Annotated in this window: 20 protein-coding genes and 1 tRNA gene; 9 read left to right on the top strand and 12 right to left on the bottom strand. The window is 71.6% G+C overall.

All coding sequences use genetic code 11. The features are described from left to right. Positions 1–26 precede the first annotated feature (26 nt). The 4 genes from ACAX67_RS03375 to nth are packed head-to-tail and all read right to left on the bottom strand — an operon-like array spanning position 27 to position 3323. On the bottom strand, positions 27–1208 hold the full coding sequence (locus ACAX67_RS03375) for a MarP family serine protease (RefSeq protein ID WP_370702398.1): 1182 nt from the start codon (positions 1206–1208) through the stop codon (positions 27–29). Then, positions 1208–1987, bottom strand: coding sequence for an NUDIX hydrolase (locus ACAX67_RS03370; protein ID WP_370702397.1), 780 nt, complete (start codon positions 1985–1987; stop codon positions 1208–1210). Before ACAX67_RS03370 ends, ACAX67_RS03375 begins: the two co-directional genes overlap by 1 nt. Beyond that, positions 1984–2607, bottom strand: coding sequence for a TlpA family protein disulfide reductase (locus tag ACAX67_RS03365; protein WP_370702396.1), 624 nt, complete (start codon positions 2605–2607; stop codon positions 1984–1986). Before ACAX67_RS03365 ends, ACAX67_RS03370 begins: the two co-directional genes overlap by 4 nt. After that, positions 2607–3323 carry an endonuclease III gene (nth, locus tag ACAX67_RS03360; RefSeq protein WP_370702395.1) on the bottom strand — a complete coding sequence of 239 codons (717 nt, stop codon included), beginning with the start codon at positions 3321–3323 and terminating at the stop codon, positions 2607–2609. The genes ACAX67_RS03365 and nth overlap by 1 nt, the downstream gene beginning before the upstream one ends. A 163-nt stretch (positions 3324–3486) precedes the next feature. On the opposite strand from nth, the gene ACAX67_RS03355 reads away from it, so the two are divergent. Together ACAX67_RS03355 and ACAX67_RS03350 are read left to right on the top strand one after the other, a co-directional pair. Further along, positions 3487–4164, top strand: a complete 678-nt coding sequence (locus ACAX67_RS03355; protein ID WP_149728938.1) for a Crp/Fnr family transcriptional regulator — start codon at positions 3487–3489, stop codon at positions 4162–4164. A 19-nt stretch (positions 4165–4183) separates the two neighbouring features. Continuing rightward, positions 4184–4561 (top strand): YdeI/OmpD-associated family protein, encoded by a 378-nt coding sequence (locus ACAX67_RS03350; RefSeq protein ID WP_370702394.1) that lies wholly within the window; start codon positions 4184–4186, stop codon positions 4559–4561. A gap of 35 nt (positions 4562–4596) precedes the next feature. Here the strand turns inward: ACAX67_RS03350 and ACAX67_RS03345 are convergent, their stop codons facing one another. The 5 genes from ACAX67_RS03345 to sp36 all read right to left on the bottom strand — a co-directional run bounded on the left by ACAX67_RS03345 (position 4597) and on the right by sp36 (position 8502). Continuing rightward, positions 4597–6090, bottom strand: a complete 1494-nt coding sequence (locus tag ACAX67_RS03345; protein WP_370702393.1) for an FAD-dependent oxidoreductase — start codon at positions 6088–6090, stop codon at positions 4597–4599. A gap of 95 nt (positions 6091–6185) precedes the next feature. Then, positions 6186–7007 carry an MBL fold metallo-hydrolase gene (locus ACAX67_RS03340; RefSeq protein WP_370702392.1) on the bottom strand — a complete coding sequence of 274 codons (822 nt, stop codon included), beginning with the start codon at positions 7005–7007 and terminating at the stop codon, positions 6186–6188. Positions 7008–7017: 10 nt separating this feature from the next. Beyond that, positions 7018–7887, bottom strand: a complete 870-nt coding sequence (locus tag ACAX67_RS03335; protein ID WP_370702391.1) for an NUDIX hydrolase — start codon at positions 7885–7887, stop codon at positions 7018–7020. After that, positions 7884–8345: a RidA family protein gene (locus tag ACAX67_RS03330; protein WP_370702390.1), complete on the bottom strand. Its 462-nt coding sequence runs from the start codon at positions 8343–8345 to the stop codon at positions 7884–7886. Before ACAX67_RS03330 ends, ACAX67_RS03335 begins: the two co-directional genes overlap by 4 nt. Before the next feature lies 1 nt (position 8346). After that, positions 8347–8502, bottom strand: a complete 156-nt coding sequence (sp36, locus tag ACAX67_RS03325; protein ID WP_370702389.1) for a Sp36 family protein — start codon at positions 8500–8502, stop codon at positions 8347–8349. Between the two features lie 43 nt (positions 8503–8545). On the opposite strand from sp36, the gene ACAX67_RS03320 reads away from it, so the two are divergent. Genes ACAX67_RS03320 through bagB form a run of 3 tightly spaced genes read left to right on the top strand, consistent with a single transcriptional unit; the run spans position 8546 to position 11219 of the window. Continuing rightward, positions 8546–8959 carry a hypothetical protein gene (locus ACAX67_RS03320; protein ID WP_370702388.1) on the top strand — a complete coding sequence of 138 codons (414 nt, stop codon included), beginning with the start codon at positions 8546–8548 and terminating at the stop codon, positions 8957–8959. 26 nt (positions 8960–8985) lie between these two features. Beyond that, on the top strand, positions 8986–9984 hold the full coding sequence (gene bagA / locus ACAX67_RS03315; protein ID WP_370702387.1) for an ATPase BagA: 999 nt from the start codon (positions 8986–8988) through the stop codon (positions 9982–9984). A 2-nt stretch (positions 9985–9986) separates the two neighbouring features. Then, complete coding sequence (gene bagB, locus ACAX67_RS03310; RefSeq protein WP_370702386.1) at positions 9987–11219, top strand: ArsA family ATPase; 1233 nt, start codon at positions 9987–9989, stop codon at positions 11217–11219. Between the two features lie 7 nt (positions 11220–11226). Here bagB and ACAX67_RS03305 read toward each other — a convergent pair whose 3' ends face one another. Continuing rightward, positions 11227–11511: a WhiB family transcriptional regulator gene (locus tag ACAX67_RS03305; protein WP_370702385.1), complete on the bottom strand. Its 285-nt coding sequence runs from the start codon at positions 11509–11511 to the stop codon at positions 11227–11229. A gap of 227 nt (positions 11512–11738) precedes the next feature. On the opposite strand from ACAX67_RS03305, the gene ACAX67_RS03300 reads away from it, so the two are divergent. Then, a complete protein-coding gene (locus ACAX67_RS03300) occupies positions 11739–14096 on the top strand; it encodes a penicillin-binding protein (protein ID WP_370702384.1) in 2358 nt (785 codons plus the stop codon). An 8-nt stretch (positions 14097–14104) separates the two neighbouring features. Here the strand turns inward: ACAX67_RS03300 and ACAX67_RS03295 are convergent, their stop codons facing one another. Further along, entirely contained in the window at positions 14105–14569 is a 465-nt protein-coding gene (locus ACAX67_RS03295; protein ID WP_370702383.1) for a GatB/YqeY domain-containing protein, read from the bottom strand. A 26-nt stretch (positions 14570–14595) separates the two neighbouring features. On the opposite strand from ACAX67_RS03295, the gene ACAX67_RS03290 reads away from it, so the two are divergent. From ACAX67_RS03290 to ACAX67_RS03280, 3 genes are all read left to right on the top strand, one after another. Continuing rightward, positions 14596–15534 carry a metallophosphoesterase gene (locus ACAX67_RS03290; protein ID WP_370702382.1) on the top strand — a complete coding sequence of 313 codons (939 nt, stop codon included), beginning with the start codon at positions 14596–14598 and terminating at the stop codon, positions 15532–15534. A 94-nt stretch (positions 15535–15628) separates the two neighbouring features. Beyond that, positions 15629–15702 (top strand) — tRNA-Pro (locus ACAX67_RS03285). Between the two features lie 468 nt (positions 15703–16170). After that, complete coding sequence (locus tag ACAX67_RS03280) at positions 16171–17232, top strand: hypothetical protein (RefSeq protein ID WP_370702381.1); 1062 nt, start codon at positions 16171–16173, stop codon at positions 17230–17232. A gap of 70 nt (positions 17233–17302) precedes the next feature. Here the strand turns inward: ACAX67_RS03280 and ACAX67_RS03275 are convergent, their stop codons facing one another. Continuing rightward, positions 17303–18340: an aspartate-semialdehyde dehydrogenase gene (locus tag ACAX67_RS03275; protein WP_370702380.1), complete on the bottom strand. Its 1038-nt coding sequence runs from the start codon at positions 18338–18340 to the stop codon at positions 17303–17305. Between the last annotated feature and the right edge of the window lie 64 nt (positions 18341–18404).

The following is an 18404-nucleotide window of genomic DNA, read 5'->3' as shown; positions in this document are numbered from 1 at the left end:
GGGGTGTCCTCTTCCTGGGAGTGGGCCTAGGCCGCGCAGTCGCCGGTGCCGACCTCGGAATCGCTGTCGCGGCCGTCGCCCGCGCTCCCCTCGACCTGCTTCGCGGTGAGCGCGTAGCCGGTGTCGGAGTCCTCGACCGAGGCGGCGAAGACGACGCCGGCGACCTTGCCGTCGGGAGTGATGATCGGGCCCCCGGAATTGCCCGGTCGGACGAGTCCGCGCAGCGAGAAGACGTCGCGGAGCACCGTGCCGCTGCCGTAGATGTCCGGAGAGCGCAGCGTCGGGTTGGACCGGATCCGGCCCGGTTGCACGTCGAAGGGACCGTCCTGCGGATAGCCCACGATCGCGACCGGGTCGTCGGCCTCGAGCGAGTCGTCGAACCGCAGCACCGGGGCGTCGCCGGTGTCGACGCTCAGCACGGCGATGTCGAGCTCGGGATCGTAGAGGACCACCCGCGCGAGCTCGGTGTGGCCGCCGATCTCGACCTCGGGGTCGTCGACGCCCGCCACGACGTGCGCATTCGTCATCACCCGGTCGCGGTCGAAGACGAAGCCGCTGCCCTCCACGCCGCGGCCGCAGTCGTTGGCGCCGCGGATCTTGAGGATGCTGTCCTCGGTGGCCAGCACCTGCGGGTCGTGCTGCAGGCGGCTCGGGCCGGGGGCGACGTTGCGGATGTTCTCGGGCGAGAACGGCTCGAGGTAGCGCGGGAAGAAGCCGGTGCCGACGACCTGGTTGAAGGCCTGCAGCACGTTGGGCGCCGTCGCCGGCAGCACCGCGTTGACCTTGTTGAGCACCCAGGAGCCACGGACCTCCTCGGTGACCCCGCCGATCCGGGTGCCCGAGATCGCGTAGCCGAGGGCCCAGGCGACGAGCAGCACCGCCGCGGCGGACAGCGCCGCACCGCCGACCGCGTCGACGGCGCGGACCGGCTGCCAGGTGATCCGCTCGCGGACCCGCGAGCCGGCGTACTGGAAGAGCGCCTGGCCGAGCGACGCGGTGAGGATCACGATGAACAGCGCGCCCAGCGAGACACCGAGCGAGGGGTCGGCACTGCCGAGGACGAGCGGGGCGACCCAGATGCCGAGGAAGCCGCCGAGGAGGAGGCCGATGGTCGCGAAGGCGCCGGTCACGAAGCCCTGCCAGTAGCCCGACAGCGCGTAGACCAGCACGAGCACGACGAGCAGCCAGTCGAGGAGGTTGAGGCCCATCAGTCCCGCCCTCCTCGTCCGCCGGTCGACGGATCGTCGGGCTCCAGGATGTCGAGGCTGTCCGGCTCGTCACCATCGGGGGCCTCGTCGACACGACGGCGGTGCTCCGCGAGCATGTAGTCGGGCAGCTCGTGGACCGGCGGGTCGGTGACCGCCGGGAGCCAGCCGAGGAAGTCGAAGAACCGCGCGATGATGCCGCCGGTGAAGCCCCACAGGATCACGTCGCGGTCGTCGCCGATGAGGAACCCCGGGCCGGTCCACCCGCTCGGGTGGCGCACCCCGATCCGGCGATCGGGCTGGAAGAGCTCGTCGAGCACGACGCGGTGGATCTCGTGCACCTCCTGGGGCGAGGTGACCTCGACCGGGTGTGGCTCGCGCCACCAGGCCAGCACGGGGGTGACCGCGAAGTTCGACGGCGGCAGCCAGAGCTCGGGCAGCTCGCCGAAGACGACCACGCCGGCCGGGTCGACCCCGATCTCCTCCTGGGCCTCGCGCAGCGCCGCCTCGACCGCTGTCTCGCCCGGATCGATCGACCCGCCGGGGAACGACACCTGGCCGGGGTGCGAACGCATGTCGTGGGCCCGCTCGGTCAGCAGGAGGTCACCCCGGCCGCCCTCCTCGCCGAAGAGCATGAGCACGGCACCACGCCGCGGATCCGATCCGGCTGGCGGCAGGAACGCCGTCAGGTCGCTGCCGCTGATCCGCCGGGCGGCCGCCGCCACCGGCAGCAGCCAGTCGGGCAGGTCGTCCGGGACGGCGTACGACGACGGGTCGGTCACGAACCGGACCCCTGCAGCTCGATCCCGAGCTCCTTCTCGGCGAGGTCGACGACCGCGCCGACCGAGTCCAGGCCGCCCGGGCTGGACAGCTGGACCGAGCCGTCCTCCTTCACGAACGCGAAGGTCGGCAGCCCCGGGATGTTGAGACCGTCGGCCTGCAGGTCGCCGCACGGGTCGGCGTAGGACGGGTAGGTGGCGTCGGTGCGCTCCGCCAGGTCGAGCGCGGCCCCCGGGTAGGTGTCGAGGAAGTCGACGCCGATCACGGGCACCTGGCCGCCGTACTGCTCGGTGAAGGCCTGCAGGGCCGGCATCTCCTTCACGCAGGGCGTGCAGTTGGAGCCCCAGAAGTTCACGATCGCCGGACCCTCGATGTCGCTGAGGGAGCCGGCCCTACCGCCCCCCAGGCACGACAGCTCCACGTCGGGGAGATCGGCGTCGCCCTTGCCCGCCGGGCAGTCCGCCATCCCGACAGCGGCCTTCTGTGCCTGGAGGTCGTGGGTGTCGACGTCGACGCCGCACCCCCCGGCTGCCTTGTCCTGGTCGCAGCCGGTGAGCAGGACGCAGATGACCAGCAGCACCGCGAGGACCGGTGGTCGAGCAGGGACCGTCACGAGACCCATCAGTTGGGGCCTTCGGTGCGCACCAGCTTCTCGGCCTCGACGACGTCCGTCGGGCCGGTGCCGTAGGACGGGCACCAGCGGGCCACGGGACAGGCGCCGCATGCGGGCTTCTTGGCGTGGCACACCCGCCGGCCGTGCCAGATCAGGTGGTGGCTGAGCATCGTCCAGTCCCGCTTCGGGAAGAGCGCCCCGACCGCGTGCTCGGCCTTGACCGCGTCGGTCTCCTCGGTCCAGCCGAACCGGCGGGCGAGCCGACCGAAGTGGGTGTCGACGGTGATGCCGGGGATCCCGAACGCGTTGCCGAGCACGACGTTGGCGGTCTTGCGCCCCACCCCGGGCAGGGTCACGAGGTCGTCGAGCCGCGGCGGCACCTGGCCGTCGTACCTCTCCACGAGAGCGGCGCTCAGCTTGAGCAGCGACTCCGTCTTCGCGCGGAAGAAGCCGAGCGGACCGATGATCTGCTCCAGGTGGGCCCGGTCGGCGGCCGCCATGGCGCGCGCGTCGGGGTAGGCGGCGAAGAGCTTCGGCCGCACGATGTTGACCCGCTTGTCGGTGGTCTGCGCACTCAGCACGGTGACGACGAGCAGCTCGAAGGGGTTGTCGAAGTCGAGCTCGCACCGGGCGTCGGGATAGGTCTCGCCCAGGACCCGATCGATCTTGCGGGCCCGCCGGACCAGACCGGTCGAGGTCTCGGCCTCCGTGGTGATCGCCCGCACGCGGTCAGCCTACGGGTAGCCGCCGACCGCCCAGGGGGTCAGACCGACTAGGTGTGAGGTGGACCACTGGCTAGGATGCGGCTGGACGTGGCGCACGCGCTCGCGTCCGGGCTGGCCTCACTGGGGGGACCCGGCTCGCCACCCCCGACTCCTTGGAGGAACCGTGGACAACGACGTGCTCCGTCAGGCCCCGCTCTTCAGCGCCCTGGACGACGAGGCCGCGTCGGCCCTGCGCTCCTCGATGTCCGACAGCCGGCTGCGGCGCGGCGAGGTGCTCTTCCACGAGGGCGACAGCGGGGACAAGCTCTACATCGTGCTCGACGGCAAGGTGAAGCTCGGCCGCACGTCCTCCGACGGGCGCGAGAACCTGCTCGCGATCCTCGGCCCCGGCTCGATGTTCGGCGAGCTGTCGCTCTTCGACCCCGGCCCGCGGTCCGCGACGGTCACGGCCGTGACGGACGCGGAGTTCGCCTCGCTGTCCCACGAGGACCTGCTGCGCTGGCTCGACGGTCGCCCGGCGGTGGCCCGCGGCCTGCTGTCCCAGCTCGCGGCCCGGCTGCGCAAGGCCAACGACGTCGTCGCCGACCTCGTCTTCTCCGACGTGCCCGGCCGCGTCGCGAAGGCCCTCCTCGACCTCGCCGAGCGCTTCGGCCGCACCGCCGACGACGGCGTCCACGTGCACCACGACCTCACCCAGGAGGAGCTCGCCCAGCTGGTCGGCGCCTCCCGCGAGACGGTCAACAAGGCCCTGGCCGACTTCGCGTCCCGCGGCTGGCTCCGGCTCGAGCCGCGCTCGGTCGTGATCATGGACATGGACCGCATGTCCCGCCGCGCTCGCTGAGGCAGCCCACCGGGTCGGCATGGTGCTGAGCGGCGTCGAGGTCCTCGTCCCCGATCGCGCCGGTTGGCGCGCGTGGCTCGAGGAGCACCACGACGACCAGCCGGCGGCCTGGGTGATCCTCACCAAGAAGGGCGGCACCGTCACCGCCCTCGGCTACGAGGACGCCGTCCTCGAGGCGCTCTGCTTCGGCTGGATCGACGGCCAGGGTCGGGGTCGGGATGCGGAGACGACGTACATCCGGTTCACACCGAGGGGACCCCGCAGCAAGTGGTCCATCTCCAACGTGCGCCGCGTGGCGACGCTCGAGGCAGAGGGCCTGATGACCGACGCCGGCCGCGCGGTCGTCGACGCCGCCAAGGCCGACGGCCGCTGGGACGCCGCGCTCGCCGGGAGCTAGCCGAGGCCCGCGGGCCGGCCCGCAACAGCGGCAGGTCAGGCCAGTGAGCGATGACGACCGGTGGACGCAGCGCCGACCAGCGGACCGACCTCGATGCCGAACCGCTCCCCCACCGTCTCCAGGGCGCGGCGGTAGTGCTGTCGCTTGCGCTTGTGCCCGGCGAGGAACTTGACCTGCCCGACGAGGCGGCGCGGGAGTGGGTACCACCGGTCGAAGTCGAGGCCGCACTCGGCGAACACCTTCGCGGGCACGGCGTCGAGGACCAGGCCGAGGTTGTACTGCGCGAGCGTGAGCGCCGCGGCCACGCCTGCGGAGGTCGACGCCTGGAAGAGCGAGATCCCGTCGGCGGTGTAGAGGGGCACCTCGCCGATCTTCCCGAGCATGAGCAGGTGGGTCAGGAAGTAGCCGGCGAAGGAGCTGAAGCCGAACATCCCACTGGCGCCGACATGGACGACGCGCCCGCCCGGCGACAGGTACGGCGGCTCGCTCGACCGTCCGTGGAAGTCCAGGTGACTCGTGCAGTTCACGACCCAGCTCCCCGGCGCGACGTCGAGGTGGTGGCCGCTCCGGAGCGTGAGGCGGACGCCGTCGACGGAGTCGACCGCGTCGACGAGGTGGTCGAGGACGACCTGGTGGAGGCCCGCCCGGATCGTCTCGATCTCCGCCGGGGAGATCAGGCCGATGAAGCAGTGCTCGGCCGTGGGCGGCGCCCAGACGCCGTACTGCTCACGGCACCACGCCCACGTCTCGGCCTCGTTCGTGCCGTCGAAGCGGTCGGCCAACGCGACCATCAGCCCGTTGGGCCGCAGCCCGCCCCACCACCGGCGGGCACCCGTCGGGTAGAAGAGGTCCCGGTTGATGAAGAACGTGCCGGTGCCTCCCAGCAGGTTGACCTCGCGTCCCGGGTGGTGGGTGACCAGGGCGTGCACGGCGTCCATGCCCGTCTTGCCGCTGCCGACCACCCAGACCGGGGCGTCGTCCGCCGCGATCGGACCGTCGCGCATGTCGCAGGTCTCCGGGGAGACCGAGCGGACCCGGTCGCTCGAGAGCGGAAGCGGCGGATTCGGCTCGACGCGAAGTCCGACGGCGTTGATCAACCGGTCGGCAACCACCCGGACCGTGCTCCCGTCGGGAGCGCGGCAGGTGGCGGTCACCTGCTCGTCGTCCTCGTCGGCGCCCTCGAAGTCGTGGCCGAGGAGCTGGGTGAGCCGGACCCGACGACCCACCTCGGCCACGCACTGGCTGAGGTGTTCGAGCACCTCCCCTTTGGACGCGAGGTGCTCGGGGGGCAGGCCGGACGTCCAGGGCAGGTCGCCCGCCGTGAAGAACTGGTGCGGCTGGTGGAGGTGGACGTAGTCGTAGGTCTCGACCCACATCCCGCCGGGACGCTCGTGCCGGTCGACGAGCACGATCGACTGGCCGGGTCGCAGGTACCGGCTGGCGACGTACAACGCGTTGAGGCCGGCGATGCCGGCGCCGATGATGCAGATGTCCGCCCTGATGACGCCCTGCTCCTGGGAGGTGGACACGCCGGAGCTCCTCTCAGCCATGCCGAGGTCCGGCCCTCAGTCTGCGGCCGTCGCGCCGCGAGCACATCCGCTCCCAGGATGATTCCCAGCGACCCCTACCGGGTGGCGAGGTAGGCCAGCTGGGCGCGCACCGACCACTCGGCGGCGCCCCAGAGCGACTCGTCGACGTCGGCGTAGACCAGCTCGACCACCTGGCGCGGCAGGTCGGGGTGCTCGGCCACGTCGGGCGGCAGGTCCGTCGGGCTCAGTCCCAGCCGGGTGAGCGCCGCCTCGACCTGCGCGAGCCGGTCCCGACGGTGCACGACGTAGTGGTCCAGCACCCCCGCGGCGTCGGCGAGCACGGGACCGTGCGCGGGCCACAGGGTCTCCACGCGCCCCTCGGTGACCAGCGCGCGCATCTTGGCGATCGAGTCGAAGTAGCCGCCGAGGTCGCCGTCGGGGTGCACGATCACGGTCGTTCCGCGTCCCAGCACCATGTCGCCCGTCAGCAGCGCCCGGTCGGCGTCGTTGACCAGGGACACGGAGTCCGCGGTGTGGCCGGGGGTCGTGATCACCTCCAGGCGGAGGCCGCCGACGTCGACGACCTCCCCGTCGCTCACCGGCTCGGACCGCCAGCACTGGGCAGGGTCGAGGCCGCGCACGCCGCATCCCATCCGCTCGGCGAAGGAGCGCGCCGCCTCGGTGTGGTCGACGTGGTGGTGGGTGACGAGCACGAACTCCACCTGTCCGGCGGCCTCCGCGACGGCGTCGAGATGGGCGTCGTCGATCGGACCGGGGTCGACGACGACCGAGCGCTCCGCCGTGGGCTCGCGCAGCACCCACGTGTTGGTGCCGTCGAGCGTCATGATCCCGGGGTTGGGCGCGAGCAGGCAACGGCCGCGGGCGCCGTACGCACCGCCCTGCCAGTCGCCGGCCACCGCCGTCCCCTCAGCCGCGGCGCTCGGCGACCAGCGGCCGCAGCGGGTCGGGCATCGACAGCGTCCACCCCTCGCCGAGGGGCTCGACGGTCGGTGTGAACATCTCCACGGTGCGGTCGCGGGACGCTTCCACCACCGCCTCGACCGAGCCGTGGCGACCGACCTCCAAGCAGGTGAGGTACGTCGGGGGCAGCATCGCCAGCCGACCGGCATCGGCCTCGTCGGCCGCCGTCAGCGCCGGGAGCCAGACGACCTCCGACGACTCGGTGGAGACGTCGCGGGTGCGCTGCCCCTCGGGCAGCAGCGCGACGAAGAACCAGGTGCGGTAGCGCTTGGGCTCGAAGACGGGGGTCAGCCATCCCGACCAGGTGCCGAGCAGGTCGGTGCGCAGCACCAGCCCGCGCCGGTTGAGGAGCTCCGTCATGGAGAGCTCCCTCGAGACGAGTGCCTCGCGGTCGGCCTCCCACTCCTCGCCGGTCGTGTCGGCGACGACGGTGTCGGCGGACTCGCCGGCGAGCAGGACTCCCGACTCCTCGAAGGTCTCCCGCACCGCCGCGCACACGAGCGCGCGCGCGACGTCCTCCTCGACGCCCAGCCGCGCGGCCCAGGTGGCCGGGCTCGGGCCGGCCCACGCCACACTCGCGTCGTCGTCGCGCGGGTCGACGCCGCCGCCGGGGAAGACGCACATGCCGCCCGCGAAGTCCATCGTCACGTGGCGCCGCAGGAGGTAGATCTCCGGAGCGCCGTCGCTGCCCGGCCGCATCAGGACGACGGTCGCGGCGTTGCGCGGCTCGGCGGGCTGACGGGTGCCGTCGTCGTACTCCTGGCTGAGGGCGACGAACTCGTCGGGCAGGTGGACGGGTGGGAGCGGGATCTTCAAGAGAGGATCTCCGCGACGACCTCGACCTCGACAGGTGCGTCGAGCGGCAGCACCGGGACGCCGACGGCCGAGCGCGCGTGCACGCCGTTGTCGCCGAACACCTGGCCGAAGAGCTCCGAGGCGCCGTTGGCGACCCCCGGCTGGCCGGTGAAGTTCGGGTCCGAGGCCACGAACACGACGACCTTGACGATCCGCACCGACGCGAGGTCGTCGACCTGCGAGCGGATCGCGGCGATCGCGTTGAGCGCGCACTGCTGGGCGCACGCCGTCGCGACCTCCGCGGTGATGCCGTGGCCGACCTTGCCGGCCGCCATCAGCGCGCCGTCGCGCATCGGCAGCTGGCCGGCGGTGTAGACGTAGGAGCCCGACCGGACCGCGGGCAGGTAGGCCGCGACCGGGGGCACGACGTCGGGGACGCTGAGTCCGAGCTCGGCGAGCCGCTCCTCGGGTGTGCTCATCTCAGCCCTCCGCCGGGCGCTTGAAGTAGGCGATGTCGTTGCCGCCCGAGCCGGGGACGAGGGTGACGAGCTCCCAGCCGTCCTGGCCGAAGTTGTTGAGGATCTGCGCCGCGACATGGTTGAGGACGGGCGCCACCTGGTACTCCCACTTGGTCATGCCTCGCAGACTAACCGGCCGTGAGTTGTGCCACGATGCCCCGGTGAGCCTCGACAACGCCGTCTGGTTGCTGACCGGGCTGGCCGCGGTCGTCGTACTCCTCACCAGGATGCGGCTGTCCTCGGAGCAGTCCCAGTCGGGGCACGCGGTCGTGCCCCTCTCGGTCGTCAACGCGCACACCCTCGTCGGGGTGGCCGCGCTGGCCGTGTGGATCTACTACCTGACCTCCCCCGACGGCATGTGGGGCCTGGCCGGCCTCGGCCTGTGGTGGATCGAGGTCGGCCTGGGCCTGCTGATCCTGGCCCGCTGGATGTCGCGCCCCAGCAAGCACGCCGCGGACACGACCGGCGACAGCTGGGCCGAGGGACCGGCCCTCTCGATCCTCGGCCACATCGGCCTGCTGCTCGGCGTGGGTTTCTTCACCTGGATCGTCATCGCGGACAAGCTGGCCGGCTGACCTGTAGCGCTGGCTAGGCTGCGCGGGTGAGCGACTGGGCGCGGGTGCAGCTGCACGTGGTCACCGGCAAGGGGGGCACCGGCAAGTCGACCGTCGCCTCCGCGCTGGCACTGGCGCTCGCCCACCGCGGGCGCAACGTGCTGCTCTGCGAGGTGGAGGGGCGCCAGGGGATCGCGCGGATGTTCGACGTGGACCCGCTCCCCTACCAGGAGCGCCGTCTCACCACCGGCCTGCCCGACGCCGACGGCGGGAAGGGGGTCGTGCACGCGCTCCACATCGACGCCGAGTCCGCGCTGCTGGAGTACCTCTCGATGTACTACCGCCTCGGCCGCGCCGGTCGGGCGCTCGACCGCTTCGGCGTGATCGAGTTCGCGACGACGATCGCACCGGGCGTCCGAGACGTGCTGCTGAGCGGCAAGGTCTACGAGGCCGTCCAGCGCAACAGCCGCAACAAGGGCGCCATCGAGTACGACGCCGTGGTGCTCGACGCGCCTCCGACGGGTCGGATCACGCAGTTCCTCAACGTGGGCGGCGAGGTCGGCGGTCTTGCCAAGGTCGGGCCGGTGAAGACCCAGTCCGACACGATGATGAAGCTCTTCCAGTCGCCGCAGACAGCGGTCCACCTCGTGACGCTGCTGGAGGAGATGCCGGTCCAGGAGACCATCGACGGCATCGCCGAGCTGCGCGCCGCGAAGCTCCGTGTCGGCGGGGTCGTGGTCAACATGGTCCGGTCCCGTGACCTGTCCGCGGACGACCTCGCGGCCGCCCGCGCCGGCACCCTCGACCGCGGCCGGATCGAGGCCGGGATCCGTGCCGCGGGCATCGACGTGACGCCCGCTCTCGTCGACGGGCTCGTGCACGAGGCCCGTGAGCACGCCGAGCGGCGCGCCCTGGAGGACCGGCTGAGCGAGGTCGTCGGCACTCTCGGCGTCCCGACCTACGAGCTCCCCCGGATGTCCGGAGGGGTCGACCTCGGCGCGCTCTACGAGCTCGCCGCCCTGCTGCGCGGACAAGGGATGGCATAGCGATGGCACGGCGCACGACGGAGCACCAGACCCGGGTGGGGCCGACCTCCCCGAGCGCGCGGCGGGCCGACCCGCTCGACGTCGACGCCCTGCTGGCCGACCGGAGGACCAACATCATCGTGTGCTGCGGTTCGGGCGGGGTCGGGAAGACGACCTCGGCTGCCGCCCTCGCGCTCCGCGCCGCCGAGCAGGGCCGGAAGGTCGTCGTGCTGACGATCGACCCGGCGCGCCGGCTGGCCCAGTCGATGGGGATCGAGGCCCTGGACAACACCCCGCGGCCGGTCTCCGGGGTCGCGGGCCCCGGGAGCCTCGACGCGATGATGCTCGACATGAAGCGCACCTTCGACGAGGTGGTCGAGTCACAGGCCAGCCCGGAGAAGGCCAAGCAGATCCTCGCCAACCCGTTCTACATCGCCCTGTCGAGCTCGTTCGCCGGCACCCAGGAGTACATGGCGATGGAGAAGCTCGGTCAGCTGCACCGGGAGCATGTCGTCGGCGCGGCCGGTGGCCGGCCTCGGGGCTCGAAGGACGCCGCCACCTACGACCTCATCGTCGTGGACACCCCGCCGTCCCGGTCGGCGCTGGACTTCCTCGATGCCCCCGAGCGGCTGTCGAGCTTCCTCGACGGCCGGTTCGTGCGGCTGATGCTCGCGCCCGCGCGGGGTCCGGCCAAGCTGATGTCGGCCGGCTTCAGCCTGATCACCAACGCCCTGACCAAGATCCTCGGTGCGCAGTTCCTCAAGGACCTGCAGATGTTCGTCTCGGCGCTCGACACCGTCTTCGGCGGCTTCCGGCAGCGGGCGCAGCAGACCTACTCGCTGCTGCAGGCGCGCGGGACCGCGTTCCTGGTCGTCGCGGCGCCCGAGCCGGACGCGCTGCGCGAGGCGGCGTACTTCGTCGAGCGGCTCAGCGAGGACGGCATGCCGCTGGCGGGACTGATCGTCAACCGCGCCAGCCCGGCACCCGAGAGCGCACTCGCCGCCGAGGAGGCGCTGGCCGGCGCCGGACGCCTCGACAGCGACGGGGAGGGCGCGCTCGCCTCCGGGCTGCTGCGGCTGCACGCCGACCAGGTGCGCCTGGTCGAGCGAGAGCGCGGGCTGCGCGAACGCTTCGCGGCCGCGCACCCCCAGGTGCCGACCGCCGTCGTACCGGCTCTCGCCGGCGACGTGCACGACCTCGAGGGCCTACGGCGGATCGGTGACCTGCTCGCCGAGGCGAGCAGGACCACCGGTTGACCGAGGGCTAGGCCGAGGTGCGGGCCATCTCCCGGTCACGCGCGGACTCGAGGACCTTGCGCCACGACGCGTCGGGACGGCGACGGAGCAGAGCACGACGCTCCCGCTCGGTCATCCCTCCCCAGACGCCCCACTCGATCTGGTTGTCCAGAGCCTCGGCAAGGCACTCGGTGCGCACCGGGCAACCGGCGCAGACCTGCTTGGCCTTGTTCTGCTCGGCGCCCCGGACGAAGAGTTGGTCCGGCTGCTCGGCGCGGCATGCCGCCCGAAGCGCCCAATCGTCTACCCACATGATGTTGTCCCCATCATCATGAGGAGGGCGACGCCCCCACAGCGTCGCGAGTTCCTCCTCGCTGACGTAAAGGTAAAGTACTGGTCTGGTCCGGCGCATCACTCGTTGTGGGCAACCTGTCTAGTCACATTTCACTAGGGCAGGCTCCTGGACCGTCCGTTTCAGGCTCGTGACCACCCCTGAACGGGAAAGACGGGCGCTGGGGAGGGCTCACGTACCCTGACGCCATGGCCCGCTCCAGGACCGATGGTCTTCCTGCGCACAAGGTGATCTCGCACCTCGGCGTGATGCTGCTCGTCTCCGCGGTGCTGGGCGTCGTCGTGTCCGGCCTGGCGATCCCGTTCGCGGGCGTGCTCGGCTTCGCCGCCCGCAACGTGTCCGACTCCATCGACGAGCTCCCGCAGGAGCTGGAGACCGACCTGCTGCCGCAGCGCACCGAGATCCTCGACCGGAACGGCGACCAGATCGCGACCATCTACGACCAGAACCGGGTCGTGGTCTCGCTGAGCCAGATCTCGCGGATCATGGTCAAGGCCATCGTCTCCATCGAGGACTACCGCTTCTACCAGCACGGTGCGCTCGACGTGAAGGGCACACTGCGCGCTCTCTTCACCAACCAGGCCGCCGGCGGCGTGACCCAGGGGGGTTCGTCGATCACCCAGCAGCTGGTGAAGCTGACCCTGCTCAACCAGGCCAACACGAAGGCCGAGCGTGCGGCTGCCACCGAGGACTCCTACGCCCGCAAGCTGCGCGAGCTGCGCTACGCGATCGCCCTGGAGAAGAAGCACTCGAAGGACTGGATCCTCGAGCGCTACCTCAACACCGCCTACTTCGGCGACGGCGCCTACGGGATCCAGGCCGCCGCCCAGCACTACTTCAACGTCAACGCCAACGACCTCAACCTGAAGCAGTCCGCGATGCTGGCCGGCATCGTGCAGAGCCCGGGCGCCTTCGACCCGACGGAGAACCCCGACCGCTCGCGCGAGCGCCGCAACGTGGTGCTGGAGCGGATGGCCGAGCTCAGCGTCATCAGCCAGAAGACCGCCGACCGGGCAGAGTCGCTGGGCCTGGGCCTCGACGTGCAGAGGAAGCCGCGTGGGTGCGTGAACTCACCTGCCCAGTTCTTCTGCGAGTACGTCCTGGAGTGGCTCAAGCAGGACCCGGCTCTCGGCAGCACCCGTCGCGAGCGCTGGCGGCTGATCGAGAACGGCGGGCTCACGATCACCACCTCGCTCGACCTGCAGATGCAGCAGGCCGCGCAGACCTCGGTGAGCAACCACGTCTTCCCCAAGGAGGGCGTGATCGGCGCGATGGCGCTGGAGCAGCCCGGCACCGGCGAGGTGATGGCACTCGCGCAGTCGCGCGGGCTCGGCAACGGGCCGGGCGAGACCTTCCTCAACTACACGGTGCCGAAGGAGTACGGCAAGGCCAACGGCTTCCAGCCGGGCTCGACCTTCAAGACCTTCGTGCTGGCCTCGGCGATCAACCAGGGCATCCCGCTCAACACCACGATCGAGGCGCCCGCCTACAAGAGCTTCAACCTCGGTGACTACAAGACCTGCGACGGCTACTACCAGAGCAGCGAGGTCCACGAGTTCTCCAACTTCGACTTCGAGAACCACAACGTCAACCTCTACACCGGCACCCAGGGGTCGGTGAACACCTTCTTCCTCGAGCTCGAGAAGCGCACCGGCCTGTGCGAGCCCTACAACCTCGCGAAGCGCCTCGGCGTCCACCTGACGTCGCCGAAGACCGAGATGGTGCCGTCGTTCACCCTCGGCATCGCCGATGCCAGCCCGCTGGAGATGGCCGAGGCCTACGCCACCTTCGCGGCGCGCGGCAAGCACTGCGACTCGCTCCCGGTGCTCAAGATCGCGGACAACCAGAACAACGTGCTGAAGAAGTACGACCCGAAGTGCACCCAGGAGCTCCCGAGCCCGGTGGCCGACGCCGTCAACGACGTGCTGAAGGGCGTGCTGGCTCCCGGCGGCTTCGGCCAGTACCTCTACCCCGGTCAGCCGGCGGCCGGCAAGACGGGCACGTCGACGTCCAACAAGTCGGTGTGGTTCGCCGGCTACACGCCCAACCTGGCGGGAGCGGTGGCCGTGGCCGGCATCAACTCCGTGGGCGACCCGGAGTCCCTCGACGGCAAGACGATCGGCGGCGTCTACGCGCCGTCGACCTCCGGCTCAGGCACAGCGGGTCCGATCTGGGGCGACGCGTTCAAGGCGATCGCGCCCTCCCTCCCCGACGAGGACTTCGTGCCGCCCTCGGGCGACGACATCGCCGGCGTGTTGGTGCCCGTGCCCGACGTGGCCGGCCTCTCGGTCGACGACGCGACGTCGGAGCTCGAGGCACACGGCTTCACGGTCTCCAACGGCGGGCTGGTCCACTCCGGCTACGCGCGCGGCGTGGTGGCCTACAGCTACCCCGGGGCCTACGCCCAGGCCGGCTCCGGCGACTCGATCACGATCTACGTGTCCAACGGCACGCCCAAGCCGCCCAAGCGTCCCCCGCACCACAACAACGGGGGCGGCGGCCGCGGCGGTGGCAACGGCGGCGGCCACGGCCACGGTCACGGCTGAGGGAGCCCTCAGGCGGAGCCGAGCTGGCGTCGTACCTCTGCGGCGACGGCGGCGCCGTCGGCACGCCCCTTGACCTGGGGCGTCACGACGCCCATGACCCTGCCCATCGCCTTGGGGCCCTCGCCGGCCACCCCGAGCTGCCCGACCGCCTCGGCGACGATGTCGGAGATCTCCTCGGGGCTGAGCTGCGCAGGGAGGTAGTCGGCGATGACGGCCGCCTCGGCCCGCTCCTTCGCCGCGCTCTCCGGACGGTTGCCCTCCTCGAAGGCGACCGCCGCCTCCCGCCGCTTCTTCGCCTCGGTGGCGAGCACCGTGAGCATCTCGTCGTCGCTCAGCTCCTTGGCCACCGAACCCGCCACCTCGGCGTTGGTCACGGCGGTGAGGATCATCCGGATCGTCGAGGAGCGCACCTCGTCGCGTGCCTTCATCGCGGCAGTGAGGTCGGTGCGCAGGCGGTCCTTCAGCGAGTTCATGGTGATGATTCTGGCAGGCTGGCCACGTGCGCCCCTCACGACTTCTCGGCTTCCTCGGTGCCGGCGTCGCCGCAGGAGGCGCGGCGACCGCGTACGCCGCGTGGGAAGCACGTCAGTACACGCTGCGCCGGGTGGACCTCCCCGTGCTGCCCTCCGGGATGCGCCCGCTCACGGTGCTACACCTCAGCGACATCCACATGACGCCCGGACAGCGGCGCAAGCAGGAGTGGCTGCGCGGCCTGGCCCGGCTCGAGCCGGACCTCGTGGTCGACACCGGCGACAACCTCGCGCACCGCGACTCGGTGCCGGTGGTCCTCGACAGCCTCGGCGGGCTGCTCGACCGACCCGGTGTCTTCGTCCACGGCTCCAACGACTACTTCGAGCCCAGCTTCCGCAACCCGTTCGGCTACCTCCTGCCCGACAACGGGAAGCGCTTCACGCACGTGCCGGAGCTGCCGTGGGGTGCGCTCTCGGCCGGCCTGGCAGGGGCGGGGTGGCTGAACCTCACCAACCGCAGGGCCGCGCTCGCCGTCGGCGAGACCCGGTTCTCCTTCGCCGGGGTCGACGACCCGCACCTGGAGTACGACGACCTCGCCGCCGTCGCGGGCCCTGCCGACGAGGCGGCGGACGTCCGGCTCGGGATCGCGCACGCGCCGTACCTGCGGGTGCTGGACCAGTACGCCCGTGACGGGTACGACGCCGTCATCGCCGGTCACACGCACGGCGGGCAGGTGCGGCTGCCCGGGCTGCCCGGGCTGGCCGGGAGCCGGGCCCTGGCGACCAACTGCGACCTCGAGCCGGCCCGCGCCCGCGGACTGCACCGCCACCCCGCCGCGTCCCGCCCCGGCGACCCGGGCTCGGCCTGGCTGCACGTGTCCGCGGGGCTCGGCACCAGCCCCTACGCCCGGATCCGGGTCGCGTGCCGCCCCGAGGCGACCCTGCTCACCCTGGTGCCACGCGGCTGACGTCGCGCACGGTCCACGGGCCCGGTCCGATTCGGTCGGCGGGGAAGGGCTCCGGTATGCTCCCAGGCTTGTGAGCGGGCACGCCCGATCATGGCGGGCTGTGGCGCAGCTTGGTAGCGCGCCTCGTTCGGGACGAGGAGGCCGCAGGTTCAAATCCTGTCAGCCCGACCGCCTGGAATTGCAGTGACGGACCCACGAGAGATCGTGGGTCCGTCGCCGTTTTTGCGCCCGTGCCGCCCCTGCCGCCGGCCTGCTGGTGCCCGATACCGATGTCGATGGGGGGCGAGGCGGGAGCGGCGGGGAATCCCCGGTCGACCGGGGATTCCTGCACTTGTCGGCCTTTGCAAACCCCGACAAGTGACCGGAACCCACCGCCAGTTCGTCTGCGCGGTGCTCGAACATCCGCATCAGCGAGGGCCGCATCCAGCTCCCGTCGGAAGATCGCGGCCATCGGCCACCCTCCCCGCGAGGAGCGCCGCAACGAGCATGCCGATCGGGCGAACGAGCCCCGGCGGCTGCACCGCGGCAGGCACTTCGCGCCGTCCGGCGGGGCGGTCCGCTTCCGTCGACCGAATTCATCGGAGCCGAATGAACGGGTGGTCCCGGCGGGGAGGCCTTCATGACACACTGCACTCCATGTCGGACGAGCAGGACAAGCTGAAGGTCAGCTTGGAGCCGCCCAAGCTGTTCGGGCGCAAGAAGAAACCGGCCGCGAGCTCCACGCGCCGCGCGCCCGCGCCCGCGCCCGAGCCTGCGCCCGAGGACGAGGTCGACGAGGCGACAACGGTCGAGGAGGTCGAGGAGACGACTCCGCAGGTGGCCCCGGTCGCTGAAGAGCCTGTCGAGGAGCCGGTCGCCGAGGCGCCGGCCGAGGAACCTGTCGACGAGCCCGCCGCCGAGGCCCCGGCTGTCGAGGAGACCGCAGTCGAGGAACCAGGCACGGTCGACCCACCGGCGGAGGAGACCTCCGACGACACGGCGGTGATCCCCGTTGCGGAGGACGAGCCGACCGTCGCTCCGAGGAAGACGGCCCCCGTCACCAAGACCGTGCCCGCCGCGATGCAGTCGCCGGCCGCGGCGCCGGCGTCGGCGGCGGCGCCGGCTCCGGTCGCGAAGCCGGCGCCCAAGAAGGCAGCCAAGAAGACCGCGCCCGTCGAGGAGAAGGTCCCGGCCGCGAAGTCGGCCGCGGCTCCGGCCGCCAAGAAGTCATCCAGGCCACGCGCCAAGCTCGCCCCACCCATCGAGCCGGAGCCGGTGCGGCCCACCGAGATCGAGGACGCGTCGATCACCTCGGCGGACGAGCCGCCGCTGCTGGACATGTACCCCGCAGCCGCGGTCACCGGAGTCGTCGTCGGCGCCGCGCTCGTGCTGCTCACCTGGCTCTCACTCCGCGGGTGCGAGGCCGTCCGCGGCACGGCGACGTGCACAGGCGGTCCCGGCCTCCTGCTCCTGGTCGCGACGTTCGTGCTGAGCATCCTGCTCGGCAGCACGTTGCTGAAGGTCTTCCAGATCCCCGATCCCGGCAGCAGCAGCTTCCTCGCCGTCGGCCTGGTGGCCGTCGTGGCGCTGCTCTTCCTGATCGACGCCCTCGACCACTGGTCGATGATCATCGTGATCCCCGTGCTCAGCGTGGGGGCCTATCTGGCATCGGTCTGGGTCACCAAGACGTTCGTCGAGACCGACAGCACCAGTACCTAGCCCCACCGGGGCCCACGACGACGAGCGGGGCCGGCCCGAGGGGCCGGCCCCTCTCGCATGTCGGCGGCGTTCAGCGCGAGGCGAGCACCAGCTCGGCGATCTGCACGGTGTTGAGAGCAGCGCCCTTGCGGAGGTTGTCGTTGGAGACGAAGAGCGCCAGCCCACGGTCACCGTCGACGCCCGGGTCCTGACGGATCCGTCCGACGTACGACGGGTCCTTGCCCGCCGCCGCAAGCGGGTTCGGGATGTCGGCGAGCTCGACACCGGCGGCACCGCTCAGCAGCTCGCGGGCACGCTCGGCCGGCAGCGCCCTCTCGAACTCGGCGTTGATCGCCAAGGAGTGACCGGTGAAGACCGGCACCCGGACGCAGATCCCGGAGACCCGGAGGTCCGGGATGCCGAGGATCTTGCGCGACTCGTTGCGCAGCTTCTGCTCCTCGTCGGTCTCGTTGAGGCCGTCGTCGACCAGGTTGCCGGCGAAGGGAAGCACGTTGTAGGCGATCGTCCGGCGGTAGACGCCGGGCTCGGGGAAGGCGACCGCCTCGCCGTCGTACGCCAGCTCCCGCGCCTTGTCGCCCGCCGCGGCCACCCCGGTGGCGAGCTCCTCGACGCCGGCGACGCCGGACCCGGAGACGGCCTGGTAGGTCGACGCGATCAGGCGGACCAGACCGGCCTCGTCGTGCAGCGGCTTGAGCACCGGCATCGCGGCCATCGTCGTGCAGTTGGGGTTGGCGATGATGCCGCGCCCGGCGGCGATCACGGCCTGCGCTGCGTCCGGGTTGACCTCGGAGACCACCAGCGGGATGTCGGGGTCCTTGCGGAACGCCGAGGAGTTGTCGACCACGATCACGCCGGCATCGACGAACGTCGGGGCGACCGCTCGCGAGGTGGTGGCGCCCGCGGAGAAGAGGGCGACGTCGAGGCCGCTCGGGTCGGCCGTCGAGGCATCCTCGACGACGACCTCCCGGTCACCGAAGGGCAGCACCGTGCCGGCGGAGCGTGCCGAGGCGAAGAAGCGCACCTCGTCGGCGGGGAACCCGCGCTCGAGGAGGATCTGGCGCATGGCGACGCCGACCTGGCCGGTCGCGCCGACGATTCCGATCTTCATGTGGTCAATCCTTCCGACCGCTCGCGGATCGCGCGAGCGAGTTTGTGCCGGGTTGCGGCGGATT

Origin of the sequence: Nocardioides candidus (genome assembly GCF_041321175.1) — a bacterium.
Classification (GTDB): domain Bacteria; phylum Actinomycetota; class Actinomycetes; order Propionibacteriales; family Nocardioidaceae; genus Nocardioides.
This window is presented reverse-complemented; position numbering and strand designations above follow the sequence as displayed.

What these genes read in the sequence shown, in the direction of transcription:
- ACAX67_RS03375 (WP_370702398.1), bottom strand. Translation starts at nt 1,208, where the DNA reads ATGGGCCTCAACCTCCTCGACTGGCTGCTCGTCGTGCTCGTGCTGGTC.
- ACAX67_RS03365 (WP_370702396.1), bottom strand. Translation starts at nt 2,607, where the DNA reads ATGGGTCTCGTGACGGTCCCTGCTCGACCACCGGTCCTCGCGGTGCTG.
- ACAX67_RS03350 (WP_370702394.1), top strand. Translation starts at nt 4,184, where the DNA reads ATGGTGCTGAGCGGCGTCGAGGTCCTCGTCCCCGATCGCGCCGGTTGG.
- ACAX67_RS03330 (WP_370702390.1), bottom strand. Translation starts at nt 8,345, where the DNA reads ATGAGCACACCCGAGGAGCGGCTCGCCGAGCTCGGACTCAGCGTCCCC.
- sp36 (WP_370702389.1), bottom strand. Translation starts at nt 8,502, where the DNA reads ATGACCAAGTGGGAGTACCAGGTGGCGCCCGTCCTCAACCATGTCGCG.
- bagB (WP_370702386.1), top strand. Translation starts at nt 9,987, where the DNA reads ATGGCACGGCGCACGACGGAGCACCAGACCCGGGTGGGGCCGACCTCC.
- ACAX67_RS03305 (WP_370702385.1), bottom strand. Translation starts at nt 11,511, where the DNA reads ATGTGGGTAGACGATTGGGCGCTTCGGGCGGCATGCCGCGCCGAGCAG.
- ACAX67_RS03300 (WP_370702384.1), top strand. Translation starts at nt 11,739, where the DNA reads ATGGCCCGCTCCAGGACCGATGGTCTTCCTGCGCACAAGGTGATCTCG.
- ACAX67_RS03295 (WP_370702383.1), bottom strand. Translation starts at nt 14,569, where the DNA reads ATGAACTCGCTGAAGGACCGCCTGCGCACCGACCTCACTGCCGCGATG.
- ACAX67_RS03280 (WP_370702381.1), top strand. Translation starts at nt 16,171, where the DNA reads ATGTCGGACGAGCAGGACAAGCTGAAGGTCAGCTTGGAGCCGCCCAAG.
- ACAX67_RS03275 (WP_370702380.1), bottom strand. Translation starts at nt 18,340, where the DNA reads ATGAAGATCGGAATCGTCGGCGCGACCGGCCAGGTCGGCGTCGCCATG.